At 69.3% G+C, this 17,725-nt stretch carries 15 protein-coding genes; 6 read left to right on the top strand and 9 right to left on the bottom strand.

The window, feature by feature from the left end; all coding sequences use genetic code 11:
* Window positions 1-112: 112 nt before the first annotated feature.
* Window positions 113-1,324: an acyl-CoA dehydrogenase family protein gene (locus O4N75_RS10810; protein WP_269625571.1), complete on the top strand. Its 1,212-nt coding sequence runs from the start codon at window positions 113-115 to the stop codon at window positions 1,322-1,324.
* A 69-nt stretch (window positions 1,325-1,393) separates the two neighbouring features.
* The gene (locus O4N75_RS10805; protein ID WP_269625570.1) at window positions 1,394-3,385 is read left to right on the top strand and encodes an oligopeptide transporter, OPT family; all 1,992 of its coding nucleotides are present in this window, start codon (window positions 1,394-1,396) and stop codon (window positions 3,383-3,385) included.
* On the opposite strand, the gene O4N75_RS10800 is transcribed toward O4N75_RS10805, so the two are convergent.
* Window positions 3,382-4,020, bottom strand: a complete 639-nt coding sequence (locus O4N75_RS10800; protein ID WP_269625569.1) for a TetR/AcrR family transcriptional regulator — start codon at window positions 4,018-4,020, stop codon at window positions 3,382-3,384. The two genes, O4N75_RS10805 and O4N75_RS10800, sit on opposite strands and share 4 nt — an antisense overlap.
* Window positions 4,021-4,152: 132 nt before the next feature.
* Between O4N75_RS10800 and O4N75_RS10795 the strand changes: the two genes are divergently transcribed.
* Both O4N75_RS10795 and O4N75_RS10790 read left to right on the top strand, forming a co-directional pair.
* Window positions 4,153-6,336 (top strand): TonB-dependent receptor, encoded by a 2,184-nt coding sequence (locus tag O4N75_RS10795; RefSeq protein ID WP_269625568.1) that lies wholly within the window; start codon window positions 4,153-4,155, stop codon window positions 6,334-6,336.
* A 2-nt stretch (window positions 6,337-6,338) separates the two neighbouring features.
* Window positions 6,339-7,649, top strand: coding sequence for a sulfatase-like hydrolase/transferase (locus O4N75_RS10790; RefSeq protein WP_269625567.1), 1,311 nt, complete (start codon window positions 6,339-6,341; stop codon window positions 7,647-7,649).
* Here the strand turns inward: O4N75_RS10790 and O4N75_RS10785 are convergent.
* From O4N75_RS10785 to O4N75_RS10760, 6 genes are all read right to left on the bottom strand, one after another.
* Window positions 7,646-8,968 carry a glycoside-pentoside-hexuronide (GPH):cation symporter gene (locus O4N75_RS10785; RefSeq protein WP_269625566.1) on the bottom strand — a complete coding sequence of 441 codons (1,323 nt, stop codon included), beginning with the start codon at window positions 8,966-8,968 and terminating at the stop codon, window positions 7,646-7,648. The two genes, O4N75_RS10790 and O4N75_RS10785, sit on opposite strands and share 4 nt — an antisense overlap.
* Complete coding sequence (locus O4N75_RS10780; protein WP_269625565.1) at window positions 8,965-9,810, bottom strand: ChbG/HpnK family deacetylase; 846 nt, start codon at window positions 9,808-9,810, stop codon at window positions 8,965-8,967. The genes O4N75_RS10785 and O4N75_RS10780 overlap by 4 nt, the downstream gene beginning before the upstream one ends.
* An 18-nt stretch (window positions 9,811-9,828) precedes the next feature.
* Complete coding sequence (locus tag O4N75_RS10775; RefSeq protein WP_269625564.1) at window positions 9,829-11,100, bottom strand: hypothetical protein; 1,272 nt, start codon at window positions 11,098-11,100, stop codon at window positions 9,829-9,831.
* Window positions 11,100-12,053 (bottom strand): BadF/BadG/BcrA/BcrD ATPase family protein, encoded by a 954-nt coding sequence (locus tag O4N75_RS10770; RefSeq protein ID WP_269625563.1) that lies wholly within the window; start codon window positions 12,051-12,053, stop codon window positions 11,100-11,102. The genes O4N75_RS10775 and O4N75_RS10770 overlap by 1 nt, the downstream gene beginning before the upstream one ends.
* Window positions 12,054-12,382: 329 nt before the next feature.
* The gene (gene fixJ / locus O4N75_RS10765; protein WP_269625562.1) at window positions 12,383-12,991 is read right to left on the bottom strand and encodes a response regulator FixJ; all 609 of its coding nucleotides are present in this window, start codon (window positions 12,989-12,991) and stop codon (window positions 12,383-12,385) included.
* Window positions 12,984-14,411, bottom strand: coding sequence for a PAS domain S-box protein (locus O4N75_RS10760; RefSeq protein WP_269625561.1), 1,428 nt, complete (start codon window positions 14,409-14,411; stop codon window positions 12,984-12,986). The genes fixJ and O4N75_RS10760 overlap by 8 nt, the downstream gene beginning before the upstream one ends.
* A gap of 187 nt (window positions 14,412-14,598) precedes the next feature.
* Here O4N75_RS10760 and O4N75_RS10755 point away from each other — a divergent pair, with 187 nt between their 5' ends.
* Together O4N75_RS10755 and O4N75_RS10750 are read left to right on the top strand one after the other, a co-directional pair.
* The gene (locus O4N75_RS10755; protein ID WP_269625560.1) at window positions 14,599-15,288 is read left to right on the top strand and encodes an alternative oxidase; all 690 of its coding nucleotides are present in this window, start codon (window positions 14,599-14,601) and stop codon (window positions 15,286-15,288) included.
* Between the two features lie 14 nt (window positions 15,289-15,302).
* Window positions 15,303-15,680, top strand: a complete 378-nt coding sequence (locus O4N75_RS10750) for a response regulator (RefSeq protein ID WP_269625559.1) — start codon at window positions 15,303-15,305, stop codon at window positions 15,678-15,680.
* On the opposite strand, the gene kynA is transcribed toward O4N75_RS10750, so the two are convergent.
* Entirely contained in the window at window positions 15,677-16,483 is an 807-nt protein-coding gene (gene kynA, locus O4N75_RS10745) for a tryptophan 2,3-dioxygenase (RefSeq protein WP_269625558.1), read from the bottom strand. The genes O4N75_RS10750 and kynA overlap by 4 nt on opposite strands.
* Window positions 16,480-17,706, bottom strand: coding sequence for a kynureninase (kynU, locus tag O4N75_RS10740; RefSeq protein ID WP_269629327.1), 1,227 nt, complete (start codon window positions 17,704-17,706; stop codon window positions 16,480-16,482). Before kynU ends, kynA begins: the two co-directional genes overlap by 4 nt.
* Between the last annotated feature and the right edge of the window lie 19 nt (window positions 17,707-17,725).

The following is a 17,725-nucleotide window of genomic DNA, read 5'->3' as shown; positions in this document are numbered from 1 at the left end:
TCGATCGATGCTTCCCGGCCCATGCTGGGAAATCTGCGCAGGGTTACGCGACGGGCGCCTTTGCCGCGCCCACGACAGCCAATAGTTTGTCCGCAAATGCGGAGGAACGAACATGGCTGACTTCGGAATCGAGCAGGGGCTCGAGGAATTCCGCGCCCAGGCCCGCGCCTGGCTGGAGGAGAACTTCCCCGCCTCGCTGCGCGGCAAGCCCGGCGTCGCCGCCGCCCTGATGGAGGGCGAGAAGCCGCAGGGCGACGTCCTGCTGTGGATGAATCGGATGGGCGAAAAGGGTTGGGGCACCCCGACCTGGCCGGCCGAGTACGGCGGCGGCGGCCTCAGCGGCCAGCAGGCGCGCGTGCTGCAGCAGGAAATGGCCAAGATCGGCGCCTTCAACCCGCTGACCTTCGGCATGGGCGTGACCATGGTCGGGCCGACCATCCTCGACTACGGAACCGAGGAGCAGAAGCGCAAGCACATCCCGCCGATCGTGCGCGGCGAAATCCGCTGGTGCGTCGGCTACTCCGAGCCCAACGCCGGGTCTGACCTGGCCTCGCTGCAGACCAAGGCGGTCGACGCCGGCGACCACTGGACGATCACGGGCCAGAAGACCTGGACCTCGGGCGCCCAGCATTCGCAGTGGTGCGGAGCCCTGGTGCGGACCGACTCCAAGGCCAAGAAGCACGACGGCATCACCTTCATGCTGATCGACATGCAGCAGGATGCGATCGAGACACGACCGATCGCGCTGATCGCCGGCGCCTCGCCGTTCTGCGAGACCTTCTTCAACGACGCCCGCGCCGAGAAGGACGCGGTGCTGGGCGAGTTGAACGTCGGCTGGACGGTCGGCAAGCGGCTGCTGCAGCACGAGCGGGCCAGCCAGACGGGCGCGGCCAACGGCCCGCGGGCGACGCCGATGCAGGACATCGCCAAGCGCTACCTCGAGCTGGACGCCGACGGCCGCATCGCCGACACCGACCTGCGCACGCGGCTGACCCAGCACCTGATGGACGCCCAGATCCACCGCCTGACCCTGGCCCGCGCCGCGGCCGAATCGAAAGGCGCGTCGGGGGCGACCAACGCCGCCTCGGTGCTCAAGAACTCGGCCACCAACGTCGCCCAGACCCGCGCCGAGCTGACGCTCGAGATCATGGGCCACCAGGGCCTGGGCTGGGAGGGCGAGGCCTTCAGCAAGGACGAGATTGAGAGTGTCCGCAGCTGGCTGGGCGGCAAGGCGATGTCGATCTACGGCGGCTCGGCCGAGATCCAGAACAACATCATCTCCAAGCGGATCCTGGGCCTGCCCGACAACACCCAGTCGACCTGATCCGCTGGCGGGGGCGCATGTGATCGGCCACAACTGACCCGAACACTGCGCCTCTGCGGGGATTCGGCCATGGGCCAGGGCGACAAGCGAATCGAGCTGACCCTGCGGGGTCTGGCCCTGGGCTGCCTGATCACGGTCGTCTTCACCGCGGCCAACGTCTATCTCGGCCTGCGGGTCGGGCTGACCTTCGCCTCGTCGATTCCCGCAGCGGTCATCTCAATGGTGATCCTGCGGGGCCTGAAGACCTCGACCATCTGGGAAAACAACATCGTCCAGACGGTGGCCTCGGCCGCCGGGACGCTGTCGTCGATCATCTTCGTACTGCCCGGCCTGGTGATGGTCGGCTGGTGGACGGGCTTTCCGTTCTGGACCTCGTTCTGGATCTGCGTGATCGGCGGGGTGCTGGGGGTCATGTACACGATCCCGCTGCGGCGCGCGCTGGTGACCAATTCGGACCTGCCCTATCCGGAAGGCCGCGCGGCGGCCGAGGTGCTGAAGGTCGGGTCGGGCACGCGCGAGACGGCGGGCGGCGCGGAAGCCAAGGCCGGCCTGGCCGCAGTGGTGGTCGGATCGCTGGGCTCGGCGGCGATCGCCGCAGCGGTCGGGATGCGCGCCCTGGCGGCCGAGATCGCAGTCTGGTTCCGGCCGACGCCCACCACCGCCACCGGACTGGCCGGCGGACTGCAGCTGGCGCTGATCGGGGCCGGACACCTCATGGGGATCGCGGTCGGGATCGCCATGCTGGTCGGCACGACCATCGCCTGGGGCGTGGCGGTGCCGATCATGACCCACATGAACCCCGCCGCGACGGGGACCGCGGCCGAGATCGCTCAGGCCGCCTGGGCGCCGGACGTGCGCTTCATCGGGGCCGGCGCGATCGGCGCGGCGGCGATCTGGACGCTCGCCAAGCTGGCCGGGCCGGTCTGGGCGGGCCTGGCCGGCGCGATCCGCGCCGCCGGCCTGCGGGCCGCCGGCAAGGGCGCAGACCTGCCGCTGACCGAGCGCGACATGCCGATCTGGATCGTCGGGGCCGTGATCCTGGGCGCCCTGCCGCCGCTGGCCGTACTGCTGCACAGCTTCCTCGCCGCCGGTCCGCTGGAGAGCGTGATCTGGCCGCTGATCGCCGGTGGGGTGCTGTACGTGGTGATCGCCGGGTTCCTGGTGGCGGCGGTCTGCGGCTACATGGCCGGGCTGATCGGCTCGTCCAACAGCCCGGTCTCGGGCCTGGCCATCCTCTCGGTGCTGGGCGCCTCCCTGCTGCTGGTGCTGCTGGCGGCCAACACGGTGGGCCCGACCGGCCACGGCGCCCTGGTCGCCTACGCCCTGTTCGTCACCGCGGTGCTGCTCAACGTCGCGACCATCGCCAACGACAACCTGCAGGACCTGAAGACCGGCCAGTTGGTCGGCGCCACGCCCTGGAAGCAGCAGGCGGCGCTGATCGTCGGCGTCGTCGCCGGCGCCTGCGTGATCCCGCCGATCCTCGACATCCTCAACCGGGCTTTCGGCTTCGCCGGCGCGCCTAACCTGCACGCCATCTCCGACCAGCCGCTGGCCGCGCCGCAGGCGGTGCTGATCTCGACCCTGGCCAAGGGGGTGATCCAGGGCGACCTGCCGTGGATCTACATCGGCGTCGGCGTGGCGCTGGGCATCGTGCTGGTCGTCGTCGACGAGTTGCTGCGGCGCACGGGCAAGTACAGCCTGCCGCCACTGGGCGTCGGCATCGCCATCTATCTGCCGGCGGCGGTCACCCTGCCCGTCGTACTGGGCGCGGTCGTGGGCTGGGCCTATGACCGCTGGGTGTCGCGCAAGCCGCATGGCGCGGCGGCGCAGCGACTGGGCGTGCTGCTGGCCTCGGGCTTCATCGTCGGCGAGAGCTTGTTCAACGTGGCGCTGGCCGGGCTGATCGTGGCGACCAACAACCCCTCGCCCATCGCCGTAGCGCCCGAGGCGTTCCCCGAGCAGACCATGTGGGCGGGCGCCGGCGTCGTCGCGCTGACGGTGCTGGGCCTCTATCTCTGGACCGAAGCCCGAGCCCGCAAGCTGCCGCCGGAAGCGGGCTAGGGCTTCGGCGACAGCCGGGCGATGACCCCGGTCACATAGGCGCGCATGCCGCCGGCCATCGACACCGCCCCGTCGCTCAGCAGCCACTGCAGGCGCAGTCCGTCGAGCACCGCGGTCATGTTCGCCGCCTCGACGCCTGAGTCGAAGTCGCCCGCCAGGTCGCCGGCGCGACGCGCCTCCTCGAAGGCCTGGGCCAGCATCGCCCGGAAGCGGTCGTAGCGGCCGACGAAGTAGGCGTTGATCTCCGATCCGCCCGACAGGTTCTCGGCCGACAGGGTCACGTCCAGCGCCGTCAGGATCGGATCGGCCTCAAGGTCGGCGCCGAACTCGGCCATGCGCTGCAGCAGCGGCAAGCCCTGGACGTCGCGCACCTTCTCCAGCGCCTCGTCCTGCTCGCGGTCGCCCTCGGCGATCACCGCCAGAAGCAGGGCGTTCTTGGTCGGAAAATGGTAGAGCAGGCCCGCATCGGTGATGCCGGCCTCCTGCGCGATCGCGGCCAGGCTGGAGCCTTTGAATCCCTGACTTGCGAACAGCCGCCGCGCCGCGTCGAGCACCGCGGCCCGGCGCGCCCGGCCCCTTGGCTGACGAGTCCCGGGGGCGTTGGCGATCTCGGCTGGGGCACGCGTCCTGGTCATCGAAATCAACCTTGCACGAAAACCTAGCGCCTGCTAGCTGTTGACCAATACCTAGTGAATACAAGAATTCTAGCGCGCGGTCGGTTTCCGGGGTGGAGCCTGACGCTGGCGCAGGCTCTAGGGAGGGGATCCATGCGTAGACTTCTGCTTACAGGCGCCGCGTTCGCGGCCATGGGCTTCAGCAGCGCAGCCGCGGCGCAGGACGTCGCGCTCGACGAGGTGGTGGTCACCGCCCAGAAGCGCACGGAAAATCTGCAGGAGGTGCCGATCGCGGTCAGCGCGATCGCCGAGGACCGGGTCGACCAGTTGCATGCGACGCGGCTGTCGGACCTGACCGCCGTCGCCCCCAACTTCAGCGTCGAGAAGGCCAACGGCACCGTCTACATCCGCGGCGTGGGCGGCGGCGGACGCAACATCGGCTTCGGCGGCCGCGCCGGGGTCTATCTGGACGGCGTCTATATCGGCCAGGTCGCCTCGCTCAACCAGACCCTGCTCGACATCGACCACGTGGAGGTCCTGCGCGGGCCGCAGGGCCACCTGTTCGGGCGCAACACGGTGTCGGGGGCGGCGAACATCATCACCCGCGCGCCGGGCTATGAGTTCGGCGGCGAGTTGATCCTTGGGGCCGGCAATTCGAACTACGGCAGCATCGGCCTGCGTGCCGACCTGCCGATCGTGGCCGACAAGGTGCTGGCCAAGGCCTCGATCGGGGTGGAGAAGCGCGACGGCTTTACGCGCAACCTGTTCAGCGGCGACACCGTCATGGGCTCGCTGGACTCGCAGTCCTATCGCGCCGCGGTGCGTTTCCTGCCCAACGAAGACCTGACCATCGACGTCAGCGCCGACTACATGCGCGACCACTCGTTCCGCGGCGGGCCCGAGGCGGTGTCCAACCTGACCGGCGGCGGGACCACCGATCCGAACGCCCCCGCGCCGTGGGTGGTCAACACCAACACCCCGCGCTTCAAGCACGCCGAGACCGGCGGCGCGGCGCTGAACATCAACTACGAGCTGGCGGGCGGCTCGACGATCACCTCGATCACCGCCTACCGCACCAGCAAGCAGGCGATCCAGGCCGACAACGACTACAGCCCGATCGACTTCCTGCACACGCTCTACCAGGACGAATTCAAACAGTGGACGCAGGAGCTGCGGCTCGCCTCGCCTGACGAAGGCCGCCTGCGCTATGTCGCCGGCATCTTCCTGCTGAAGGAGGACGCCGACACCGTCCGCGTCGCCGCCTGGGGCCCGATGGTCGGCCTGCTCGGCCTCGGCATCCCACCAAATTCTAGCACGCCCTCCTCGGCCAGCATCGAGACCACGTCGTATGCCGCCTTCGGCTCGCTCGACTTCGAGATCACCGACCGCTTCACCCTGAACGCGGGCGGCCGCTACACGAGCGAGAAGCGCAAGCTCGACTTCGACCTCGACGGCTCCAACAGCGGCCTGGTCGGCATCGCGACCCTGAACAACTTCCGCGACGAGGCCGACGAAAACCGCTTCACGCCGAGCGTCGGAGTGACCTTCAAGGCCAGCGAGGACGTCAACCTCTACGCCAAGTACTCGACCGGCTTCAAAAGCGGCGGCTGGAACATCGACTTCCTGAACCGCAACCAGGTCCGCGACCTGAACAACGACGGCCGCGCCGACTTCGCCTTCGACACCGAGACGGTGCAGTCCTACGAAATCGGAGCCAAGACCGAGCTGTTCGACCGCCGGCTGCGGCTGAACATGGCGGCGTTCATCGCCGACTACGACGACTACCAGATCAACCGCTTCGTCCAGTTCCCCGGCGGGATCACGGTCATCCAGCTGTCCAACGCGGCCAAGGTTCACACCGAGGGCGCGGAACTCAGCATCGAGGCGCTGCCGATCGCCGGCCTGCGGCTGACCCTGGACGCGGCTTACATGGACGCCACCTTCGACGACTTCAAAGGCGGCGGGGCGGCCGGCAGCGACGCGACCGGCAACGAGCTGCCGTTCTCGCCGAAATGGTCGGGCAGCGCCTCGGCGCAATATACGTTCGACCTGCCGTCGATCGGGTCGGAACTGACCCTGTTCGGCCAGTACGCCTATCGCTCGCGCACCTATGCGGGCCAGGAGAACCTGGCCAACCAGCTGCTGGACTCGCGCAACATCGTGAACGCCCGCGTGACCCTGACCCATATCGACAGCAACTGGGCGGTCAGCCTGTGGGGCTCGAACATCACCGACGACGACTACCTGACCAACCGGACCGCGGACTTCCTGGGCACCAAGTTCGTCGAGCGCGGCGAACCGCAGACCTACGGGATCGAGGTCACCGCGGCGTTCTGACCATGCGCCGCCGCGATCTGCTGATCGGCGCCGGGGCCAGCGCGCTGTCCTGCGGGGCGGCGGCCGGTCCGCGTCGCGCGCCGAACATCGTCCTGGTCCTGGCCGACGATCTCGGCTGGGGCGATGTCGGGGTCTATGGCGCCTCGGCGATCCGCACGCCGCACCTCGACCGCATGGCGCGGGAGGGCGTGCGGCTGACCAGCGCCTATTCCAGCGCCAACATCTGCACGCCGTCGCGGGCGGGGATGCTGACCGGCCGCTATCCGATCCGCACAGGCCTCGGCTACGACGTCATCCGTCAGGGCGACACCCACGGGCTGCCGCTGGCGGAAGTCACCCTGGCCGAGATGCTGAAGCCGGACTACGCGACCGCCCTGGTCGGCAAGTGGCACCTGGGGCACGCTGCGCCCTACTGGCCGCCGACCGTCCAGGGTTTCGACCAGTTCTTCGGCCTGCCCTACTCCCACGACATGAAGCCCTTGGCGCTCTACGACAGCCGGGGCGGCGAACTGGTCCGGGAGGACGTCGACTCGCCGTACCTGACCGAGCGGTTCTTCGAGCGGGGCCTGGCCTTCATCGAGGAGAACCGCGGCCGGCCGTTCTTCCTGATGCTGGCCCTGACCGCGCCGCATTATCCGCTGGATCCGCCGCCGGCCTTCGCCGGCCGCTCGGCCGCCGGGGCCTATGGCGACGTGGTCGAAGAGATGGACGCTGGGGTCGGGCGACTGCTCGCCAAGCTGAAGGCGCTGGGCCTGGACCGCGACACCCTGGTGATCGTGACCTCCGACAACGGCCCCTGGTTCGAGGGCTCAAGCGGTCCCTGGCGGGACCGCAAGGGCGGCGGCGGCTGGGAGGGCGGCTTCCGCGTGCCGTTCATCGCCCGCCAGCCGGGGACCATTCCGCCCGGCCTGGTCAGCGACGCCCCGAGCATGAACATCGACCTGACGCCGACGCTGGCGGCCTGGACGGGCCGAGCGCCGCCGGCCGTCCAGCTGGACGGGCGCGACGTCTCGGCGGTGCTGACGCGCAAGGGCGCGCCCTCGCCGCACGCCGAGCTGCTGTTCTTCAACAACGAGGACGTGGCCGGAATCCGGGTCGGCCGTTGGAAGTACGTCACGCGGTCCTACTATCGCGACGGCGAACTGCCGCTGGACGCCTACGACTACGGGCTGCTGTTCGACCTCGCCGCCGATCCGGGCGAGACCTACAACCTCGCGAGCCGGCGTCCCGAGGTGCTAGCCGACATGAAGGCCAGAGTCGCACGGGCGCGCGCCGAGTTCGGACCGCTGGCCAAGGGCCGCCGCAAACCCTAGGCGGTCCTGCGCTCCAGGGCGCGGACGATGCGGCCATGCAGCCGCCCGTCCAGGACGTAGAACCACATGATCGCCGCCGAGACCGCGAAGCCGAGCATCGACGGCACGGTCATCATCAGGTGCAGGCCGCGCAGGGTTTGAGGCGCCTGGACGGCGCCGGCGACGTAGTCCGAGGCCTGAAGCAGCAGGCCGGTCAAGCCGATGCCGACGCCGAGCGCCACCTTCTGCCCCAGGGTGACGACGCCGAACACCGCGCCCTCGACCCGCGCTCCGGTCTTCCACTCCCCGACCTCGACGGTGTCGGGGATCAGCGACCACATGGTGATCGGGATCGCCGCCCCGCCGATCTGGACCAGGGCCAGGATGGTCATCACCACCGCCGGATCCTTGCCGCCATAGGCGTAGAGCCCCGCCAGGCCGGCGGTGGCGACGCCCGCTCCCCAGAGCCAGGCCTGGCGCTTGGACCAGCGACGACCGACCCAGCTCCAGACAGGGGTCAGCAGCAGGACCGCAGCGACCTGGATCGCCAGGCCAAGCCCGGTCAGGTCGGGGCGCTGCAGGTAGTAGGTGAAGTAGTAGACCGTCACCTTGCCGCTGATCACGGTGGCGATGTTCACCGCGACGATGGCGGCCAGCAGGACCAGGAACGGCCGGTTTTCGGCCAGAGCACGCAGCATCGTGCCGAACGCCGGCGGCGGCGCCTCGCCGGGCGGCTGCTCGCGGGTGCGCAGGAACATGACGACGAAGGCGGCCGAGGACACGGTGCCGATCAGCAGGGCCAGCATCAACCAGCCGAGCTGCGGAGTCGGCCAGAGCGCGACGAACGGCTGACTGCCCAACGCCACGGCCAGGGCGGCCAGCGCCCCGCCCCAGACCTTGAACGTCGCCAGCATGTTGCGCTCGTCGGCGCTGGTGGTGATCGCCGCCGAGAGCGAGCCGTAGGGGATCGAAATCGCTGTGTAGGCGGTGCGGAACAGCATCTGGGCCAGCAGCGCGAAGGCCAGCGGCCAGGGCATGCCCAGGAACGGCTGGACGAACATCAGCGCATAGGCGGCGGCCAGCGGGGCCGCGCCGAGCAGGAGGTAGGGCCGGTAGCGCCCCCAGCGGGTGCGGGTGCGGCTGGCGATCAGGCCCATCAGCGGGTCGATCAGGCCGTCCCAGATCATCGCCGCGCCGAACACCAGTCCGGCCGTCGCGCTCGGCAGGCCGAGCACGTCGGTGTAGTAGAACAGCAGGAAGAAGCTCGTGCCGTGCCAATAGAGATCGGTGCCGAAGCAGCCGAGTCCGTAGGCCGCGCGAACCCGCCGCGCCTCGCTCACGAGCCGGCGCGCTGCAGGTCCCGCAGGGGACGGAAGCTGATCATCCGGAAGCCCTGGTCGTCGAGGAAGCCGCGAGTGGCCGGATCCATAACCACCGCATGGTCGTCGATGCGGATCAGCGGCTCCTTCTTGTCGTAGCCGCGCAGTTCGGGGCCATCGAGCACCGGGTGGACGTTGGCCTCGGCGACGCCGGCCGCGAGCTCCGGCAGGGCCGTGCGCAGGAGCTCGCCGGTAGGCCGCCCCCACTGGGACACGAACTCGTCGTTGCAGACCAGGCCGGCGGCCGCGGCCATGGCCCGGCCGGAGACGCCCAGCATCGCCTCGAGGTCCGGGCCGAGCATGCGCAGCGGCAGGTCGTATTCCTGCGCCAGCTGGACGTAGACCTCCAGGAATCGGGAATCGATCTGGTTCGCGCCCATGTGCGAGTCGAGGTGGGTGATGTCGACGCCCCAGGCCAGGGCCTGCTCGATCTGGGCGCGGCATTCGGCGCGGACCTCGTCGATCTGGGCGCGGGCGAAGACCGCGGCGGCCGTCGAGGGCATGAAGCCGTCGCTGTCGTGCAGCGAGCGGCCGCCGGTCAGCGAACGCCAGCGATAGCCGGGATACTCGGCGGTCAGGGTCAGATGCACCCCGAGATCGAGGCCGGCGAACATGTCCACCGCCTCGCGCGCCCAGGCGCAGGGCACCATCAGCGTGCCGCTGGTGGCGACGCCGGCGGTCATCGCCTCATGGCAGGCCAGATTGGCGGCGTGGCTGGAGCCGACGTCGTCGCAGTTGATGATCAGCAGCCGCGCATCGGCGTCGTAGCCAAGGCGTTCGACCAGACTCTTCGAAGGCTCCATGGCGTCCCTCCCCGGACGTTATTGGTAGTTCAGCCCGTGGGCGGCGAGCATCTCGTCGAGCATCGGCTCGGCGACATCGATGTCGCCGACCAGCGGGTGGGCCAGCAGCGCCTGCAGGGCCGCGTCGCGGCTGCGGGTCACCGCCGCCCGCACGGTCAGGCTCTCGTGCGCCTTCACCGCCTGGACGAGACCGCGATAGGCCAGCGGGATCTCGCCCACCGGCAAGGGCCGCGCCCCCGAGGCGTCCACATGGCAGACCGTCTCGACCGCGACGTCGTCGGGCAGCCCGGCGACCGCGCCCTTGTTCAGCGCGCTCATCACGATCTTCGCGCCCCGGTCGTTGAGGACGGCGTCGAGCGTGTCGAAGGTGACGCCGCTGTAGCCCTCCCCGCCCCGACGGATCAGGGCCGGCGGCTTGGTCGCCACGGCCGGGTCGGCGGCTTCGGCCAGCACCTCGGCCTCGATGTCCATGACCGCCTGGGCGCGCGTCCGCTGGGCGCTCGCCATCGCCTCGAACTCGGCCCGGCGATGGAAGTAGAGGTCACCGTACTTTTCGACCGGAATCGCGCCGAGCCGAGGCGCGATCTTCAGCGCGGAGGCGAACAGGGCGTCGTTAGCCGTAGCGCCGTCGGCCAGGTGGGCGATGGCCCGGGCGGTGACGTCCTCGTCCCCCGCGGTGATCTGGTGGATGAAGCCCAGGTGGTTGAGGCCGACGCTGGCGATCTGCACCTCGCCGAACACCGGCGCGAGCAAGCGGCGCAGGCGATGCTGGAGCAGCGGAATTGAAGAACACAGCCCCAGCAGCTTGGCGTCGGTGTGGTTGAGCACCGCCTCGGTCACAATGCCGCTGGGGTTCGTGTAGTTGAGGATGAAGGCTCCCGGCGCGACTTGGGCGATCGTCCGGGCGATGTCGATCATCACCGGGATGGTCCGCAGCGCCTTGAACATGCCGCCGGGGCCGGTCGTCTCCTGACCGATCACCCCGTAGCGCAGAGGGATCGTCTCATCGAGCTGGCGGGCGGCCATGCCCCCGACCCGGATCTGGGTGACGACGAAGTCGGCCCCGGCGGCCGCCTGGGCGAGGTCTGAACTCTCGCGGACGGCGATCTTGGCGCCCTTGGCGGCGATCATCCGGCGGGTCAGGCCGGCCATGACCGCCAGCCGCTGCGGGTCGCTGTCGGTCAGGCTGACCTCGGCGAGCTCCAGGCCTGGGCGGTCCAGCACGCCTTCGACGATCTCGGGCGTGTAACTGCCCCCGGCGCCGACGATGCAGAGGACGATGGGACGCATCAGGCGGTCTCCAGTTCGGCGAGCTTGGCGAAGAAGGGCTTGGGATCCAGGCCCGCGCGGAAGGCGGCGAACACCGCCGCGCCCAGGTCCGGCGGCAGCGCCACCGGGGCCAGCCGCGCGTCCGGCAGCTGGCGCGAGAGCATCTCGCCGAGCCGCAGCTGAAAGGCCGTCCCGCCCTGTGTGATGACCCCGCCGCCGAACGCCGCCTCGAAGGGCGCGCCGATCCGCTCGCCCATCACACGCATGGTCAGCACGTAGTCGTCGGCGGCGCGGTCGATCATCTCGGCCGCGGCCGGATCCCCCGCCTGCCAGGCGGCGAAGACCACCGGCGCGACCGCCATCCGCCGCTCGCGCGCGGCCTCGTCCCGAAACGCCCATTCGGCGAAGCGTTCGGCCGGCACGCCGCAGTGCGCCAGCACCCGATCCTTGAGCTCGCTCGGCGCGGCGCGGCCGTCGATCATCCGGGCGGTCAGGGCGAAAGCGGCCCGACGGACATCGAAGACCTCGGCCACGTCGAGACTGTCGTAGATGGCCTCGCGGCCGGGCGCAGCGCGGTAGGCGGTGGTGACGCCGCTGCCGTGCTGGAACAGGGCGACCGCGTCGGCCCGCGACACCCCCCACAGCGCCACCAGTCCGTCATTGACCAGTTCGAGCCGGCCTTCGAGCCCGAACCGGGCGGCGATCAGCCGGTGCTGCTCGGCCTGCTCGTCGGCGTAGTCGACGCCGCTGAGGCCCATGGCGACCCGCTCGACATCGGTCAGGGCCACCTTCGCCTGCTCGCAGAGCCGCGCCAGCACCCGGCCGACGACCTTGTAGAAACGCAGGTCCGGCAGGCCGACGATCGCTGCGCCGATGTCGCGCACGCGGGCCAGGACACGCCCCGTCTCATCGCAGAGAACGGCCGCCGTCTTGGCCCCGCCGCTGTCCAGCCCGATGAGAAGACGCCTGCTCACGTTCGCTCGTTCCCTGATGATCGCCCATCGATTCCTAGCGATCACTAGGATTTTTCGCAACAGGCAAAAATGAAGCGACCGGCGCATGGCGTGCGCCGGTCGCTTCCGGGGTCGAGTTTCCGCTCCAGGCGCTTCCGTAGAAGCCCTTAAGGAGCACTCACGAATATTCCGGCGGGCTTGAAAGCGTCACCGTGGGCCCATCAGACAGGAGCCCACCCGATGTCGTTCGACACCCTCTACCTGACCATGGTCGTCGTCGCTTTTTCCGCCTTCGCGCTGATCCTCGGCGGTGTTTCGATCTGGAGCTCGGCAGGCGGCAAGAAGCGCGGCTAGCCCCGTTCCGCCAGCATGGCCATGCGGACCAGCTCTGACAGGCTGGCCGCCTTCATCTTGGTCATGACGTTGGCGCGATAGATTTCGACGGTGCGCGGGCTGATCCCCAGATCGAAAGCGATCACCTTGTTGGCGTGGCCCGCCACCAGACCTCCCAGCACTTCGCGTTCGCGCCCCGACAGGATGTCCATCCGCGCGCAGATTTCCGCCGCCTCGGCCGCACCCTGGCGGTCCTTTTCGCCATCGCGCAGCGCCGCATGGATCGCCGCCAGCAGCACCTCGTCGTCGAACGGCTTTTCGATGAAGTCGGCGACCCCGGCCTTCATGGCCTCGACCGCCAGCGGCACGTCGGCGTGGCCGGTGATCATCACGATCGGCAGGCGGAAGCCCTGGCCCTTCAGCCGCCGCACCAGCTCGATGCCGGTCATCTCGGGCATCCGCACATCGGTGACGACGCAACCGCTCGTAACCTCCGGAAGGGCCTCCAGGAAGTCCACGGCCGAGTCGTAGGTGCGCGGACTGAGGTTTGCGGTCTCCAGCAGGAAGGCCAGGGAATCGCGAACCGCCGGATCGTCGTCGATCACATGCACCAGTTCGTCAGCCATCAAGTTCCTCGTCCGCAACGCTGCGCAGCGTGAAATGGAAGGTGGCGCCGCCGCCAGGCGTATTTTCCACCCAGATTCGGCCCCCATGCGCCTCGACGATCGTACGCGAGATCGAGAGCCCCACCCCCATGCCATGCCGCTTGGTGGTGATGAAGGGCTGGAAGAGCTGTTCGGCCACCTCCGGGCTGATGCCCGGCCCGGTGTCGGCCACCGTCACCTGGGCCAGTTGATCGTCCGCGGCCCGGGTCAGGATGCGCAACTCGCGCCGGGGCGCCTCGTCCATGGCGTCGATGGCGTTGCGGATCAGGTTGAGAATGACCTGCTGGACCTGGACCTTGTCGGCCAGGACCAGGTTCACGGCCGGGTCGAGGTCGAACGAAACCCGCACGCCGTGCTCCTTAGCCCCGACCAAGGCCAGGGCGCCGGCCTCCTCGATCAGTTTGGGCAGGCTTTCGACCCGCCGCTCAGTCTCGCCACGGGCCACGAAGTCGCGCAGGCGGCGGATGATCTGGCCGGCGCGCAGGGTCTGCTCGTTGGCCTTGTCGAGCGCCTCGCTGAGCCGCTCGCGCGGGATCGGATCGCTGGCCAACAGGCGCACGGATCCGCGCAGATAGTTGGCGATGGCCGACAGCGGCTGGTTCAATTCGTGCGCCAGGGCCGAAGCCATTTCCCCGAGCGCCGTGAGCCGCGAGATATGGACCAGCTCGGACTGCAGCTCCTTCAGCTGCGCCTCGGTGCGCTGGCGTTCGGTCAAGTCGCGGACGAAGCCGGTGAAGAAGCGGCCGTCGGCGGTGCGCATCTCGCCGACCGACAGCTCCATCGGGAAGGTCGAGCCGTCCTTGCGCAGGCCGACGACGATGCGGCCGAGGCCGATGATCCGCCGCTCGTGGGTCCGGTAGTAGCGCTCCAGATAGCCGTCATGGGCCTCCTTGTGCGGGGCCGGCATCAGCAGGTTGACGTTGCGCCCCAGGGCCTCGGCTGCGGTCCAGCCGAACATATGTTCGGCGGCGCTTGAGAAGGACTGCATGGTCCCCTGCTCGTCGATCAGGATCATGGCGTCCGGCACGGTGTCGAGGATCGAGCTGAGGTGGGCCTCGCGCGCGGCCAGGTCGCGATTGACGGCGGCCGCCTCGCGCCGCGAGCGCTGGAAGGACTCCCCGCCGACGACGATGGCCGCGGCGACCCCGGCGAAGACCACGGCGCTGGCCACATCCGCATTGTTGATCGGCCCGTGCCGCTGGGCCAGGAACAGGCCGCACCAGACGCCGAGCATCGCCGCCAGCGCGCCTGGGGCCAGTCCCGAATGGGCCGAGGCCAGCACCACGGCGGGCACGAACACCAGGAAGGCGACGCGATCGCCGACGACCGGGGCCAGCAGCACGTGGGCGGCGACGCCGGCCAGGGTGGCCAGGATGGCCACCGCCGCACCGATCCAGACGTTGGACGAGCCGTACTGCAGGATCTGGCCTTCCCTGTTGCGCCGCCTGTCCGATACCGCACCGCCAGGCGCGGTGAAGCTAGGGGATACCCCTTAAGAGGAAGACACGGATTCTGTCCAAGGGCTTGCACGGGTACCTGTTCGCCATCATCGGAGCAGGAGCCCGAACATGACCGCCCCCCTCGTCGACACCAGCGTCCATCACAAGCCGCAGGGTCTTTCCGACAGCGTCGCCTTCGGCTTCGTGAAGCTGCTGCGGTTCTGCGCGGACACCTTCTTCGCCAAGCGCTACGGCCACCGGGCGGTGGTGCTCGAGACCGTCGCGGCGGTCCCGGGCATGGTCGGCGCCACCCTGACCCACCTGAAGTGCCTGCGCCGCATGTGCGACGACAAGGGTTGGATCAAGACCCTGATGGACGAGGCCGAGAACGAGCGCATGCACCTGATGACCTTCATCGAGGTCAGCAAGCCGACGCTGTTCGAACGCTTCGTGGTCGTGGCGGTGCAGTGGGTGTTCTACCTGTTCTTCTTCGGCCTCTACCTCGTCTCCGCCAAGACCGCCCACCGCGTGGTCGGCTATTTCGAGGAAGAGGCGGTGATCAGCTATACGCACTACCTCGCCGAGATCGACGAGGGCCGCAGCCCGAACGTGCCGGCGCCCGAGATCGCCAAGCGCTATTGGGGCCTGGCCGACACCGCGACCCTGCGCGACGTGGTCTTGGTGGTCAGGGCCGACGAAGCCCATCACCGCGACGTCAACCACGGCTTCGCCAACGAGATGGTCGGCCTGCCGCAGACCGCGGTCGCCCCCTGCCCGCCGCACGCTCAGCTCGAGCCGACCTGGAAGGCCGCGGCCTGACCATGGGAACCGCCGTGCGCCCCGCCCCCCTGCTTCTGGTGGATGACGATCCGGCCGTGCGCACGGCGCTGAAGTTCGCCCTGGAGCTCGACGGCTACGAGGTCGAGACCTTCGCCGACGCCGAGAGCCTAGCGGCCTGTCCGCAGCTCCCGGCGGACGGCTGCCTGGTGGTCGATCTACAGCTGCCGGGGATGGACGGACTGGAACTGGTCGAGGTGCTGCGCCGCCGGGCCGTTCGGCTGCCGGCCCTGCTGATCACCACCCATCCGACCGCCATGGTGCGGAGCCGGGCGCAGGCCGCGGGGGTCGACATCGTCGAGAAGCCGCTGCTGGCCGAGGCCCTGGGCGAGGCGCTGAACCGCGTGCTGAGCGCCCCGCCGCCACAGCACTAGAGAACCGTGCGAACCCCGAACAACTCGGGGAAGAACGAGCCCTGCAGCGCCTTGGCCAGATAGGCCGCACCGGCGCTGCCGCCGGTGCCGCCCTTGAAGCCGATGATCCGCTCGACCGTCTTCAGGTGCGCGAAGCGCCACTGCTGAAAGCGGAACTCAAGGTCGACAAGTTTCTCGGCCAACTCATAGAGATCCCAGTATTTATCCGGATCCCGGTAGACGGCGATCCAGGCCGCCTCGACCGCCGGATCGACGCGATGCGGCTCGCGCCAGTCACGCTCCAGCACCGAGCCGGGGATGTCGAAGCCACGCCGCGCCAGCAGGGCGATGGCCTCGTCATAGAGGCTGGGCTCGGCCAGGGCCGCGACCAATTGGGCGTGGACCTCCGTCCCCTCGTGGACAAGGAGCATGGAGGCGTCCTTGGCCCCCATCACAAACTCGAGCATCCGGTACTGGAACGACTGGAAGCCCGAGCTCTGGCCCAGGTGCGGGCGCAGGGCGTGATAGTCGCTGGGGGTCATGGTGCCGAGCACGTCCCAGGATTGGATCAGCTGCCCCTGGATGCGGCTGACCCGGGCGATCATCTTGAAGGCCGGGCCGAGGTCGTCGGCGCGGATGTGGGCGCGGGCGGCGCGCAGCTCGTGTAGCGACAGCTTCAGCCACAGTTCGGAGGCCTGGTGGATGATGATGAACAGCAGTTCGTCATGCTCGTCCGAGCGCGGCTTCTGGGAGGCCAGCAGCGTGTCGAGGCCGAGATAGTCGCCATAGCTCATCGCCGGCGGGGTGTGCAGCTTCTCGCTCATGTGACGGCCGAGACCTCGTGATAGCGGGCCTGCCGCCACTCGCCGCGGGCCATGATGTCGGAAAGGATGTCGACGGCGTCCCAGACGTCGACGTAGCGGACATAGAGCGGGGTGAAGCCGAAGCGCAGCACGTCAGGGGCGCGGAAGTCGCCGATGACGCCGTGGGCGATCAGGGCCTGCATGATCGCATAGCCGCTCTCGTGGGTCAGGGCGACTTGGCTGCCGCGAGAGGTCGCGTCACGTGAGCATCCCAGGCCAAAGCCTTCGCAACGCTCGAAAACCAGGTCGAGGAAAAGATCGCCCAGCGCCATCGACTTGGCCCGCACCTGGCCCATGTCGACGCCGTCGAAGGCCTCCAGCGAGGCTTCCAACGCGGTCAGGCCGAGCACCGAGGGCGTGCCGCAGAGACCGCGCAGCACGCCCGGCGCGGGCGCATAGTCGTCGCTGAACGCGAACGGCGCGGCATGCCCCATCCAGCCGGTCAGGGGTGTCTGAAAATCCGCCTGCAAGTGCTTGGCGATAAAAAGGAAGGCCGGCGCGCCGGGGCCGCCGTTCAGGTACTTGTAGCCGCAGCCGACGGCGAGGTCCGCACCGCAGCCATTGAGGTCCACGGCCAGGGCGCCGGCCGAATGGCTGAGGTCCCACAGGGCCAGCGCGCCAACGGCGTGGGCGCGCGCGGTCAGGGCGGCCATGTCGTGGACGGCCCCGGTCTTGTAGTGGACGTGGGTCAGCAGCAGCAGGGCGACGTCCTCGTCCAGCGCCGCGGCGAGGGCTTCGCGCTCGACCACCCGCAGCTGCACGTCGCCAAGCAGGTCGCGCAGGCCCTGGAGGATGTAGAGGTCGGTCGGGAAGTTGCCGGGCTCGGTGACGATCACCTTGCGGCCCGGCCGCGCCTTCAACGCCCCCGCCGCCAGCTTGAAGAGGTTCACCGAGGTCGAATCGGCGGCGATCACCTCGCCCGCCCCCGCACCGATCAACCGGGCGATCCGATCGCCCACCCGGGTCGGCAGATTGATCCAGTCGGCGGTGTTCCAGCTCTTGATCAGGTCGCGGCCCCATTCGTTCTGCACCGCCGCCTCCAGGCGGGGGCGAACATTGCGGGGAAGCGCGCCCAGCGAATTGCCGTCGAGGTAGATCACCCCGCCCGGCAGGTCGAACAACTCGCGCCGCGCCGCGAGCGGGTCGCGGGCGTCGAGGTCCAGGCAGTCTTTGCGGCTCAACATGACGCCGCTCTATCCGTGA

The sequence above is a fragment of the Phenylobacterium sp. NIBR 498073 genome (genome assembly GCF_027286305.1).
Taxonomy (GTDB): domain Bacteria; phylum Pseudomonadota; class Alphaproteobacteria; order Caulobacterales; family Caulobacteraceae; genus Phenylobacterium.
The sequence above is the reverse complement of the archived record's forward strand: the minus strand, read 5'-3'. Positions and strand labels throughout refer to the sequence as shown.

Coding starts and splice junctions, on each gene's coding strand:
- O4N75_RS10810 (WP_269625571.1), top strand. CDS start 113: ATGGCTGACTTCGGAATCGAGCAGGGGCTCGAGGAATTCCGCGCCCAG.
- O4N75_RS10805 (WP_269625570.1), top strand. CDS start 1,394: ATGGGCCAGGGCGACAAGCGAATCGAGCTGACCCTGCGGGGTCTGGCC.
- O4N75_RS10800 (WP_269625569.1), bottom strand. CDS start 4,020: ATGACCAGGACGCGTGCCCCAGCCGAGATCGCCAACGCCCCCGGGACT.
- O4N75_RS10795 (WP_269625568.1), top strand. CDS start 4,153: ATGCGTAGACTTCTGCTTACAGGCGCCGCGTTCGCGGCCATGGGCTTC.
- O4N75_RS10790 (WP_269625567.1), top strand. CDS start 6,339: ATGCGCCGCCGCGATCTGCTGATCGGCGCCGGGGCCAGCGCGCTGTCC.
- O4N75_RS10780 (WP_269625565.1), bottom strand. CDS start 9,810: ATGGAGCCTTCGAAGAGTCTGGTCGAACGCCTTGGCTACGACGCCGAT.
- O4N75_RS10775 (WP_269625564.1), bottom strand. CDS start 11,100: ATGCGTCCCATCGTCCTCTGCATCGTCGGCGCCGGGGGCAGTTACACG.
- fixJ (WP_269625562.1), bottom strand. CDS start 12,991: ATGGCTGACGAACTGGTGCATGTGATCGACGACGATCCGGCGGTTCGC.
- O4N75_RS10755 (WP_269625560.1), top strand. CDS start 14,599: ATGACCGCCCCCCTCGTCGACACCAGCGTCCATCACAAGCCGCAGGGT.
- kynA (WP_269625558.1), bottom strand. CDS start 16,483: ATGAGCGAGAAGCTGCACACCCCGCCGGCGATGAGCTATGGCGACTAT.
- kynU (WP_269629327.1), bottom strand. CDS start 17,706: ATGTTGAGCCGCAAAGACTGCCTGGACCTCGACGCCCGCGACCCGCTC.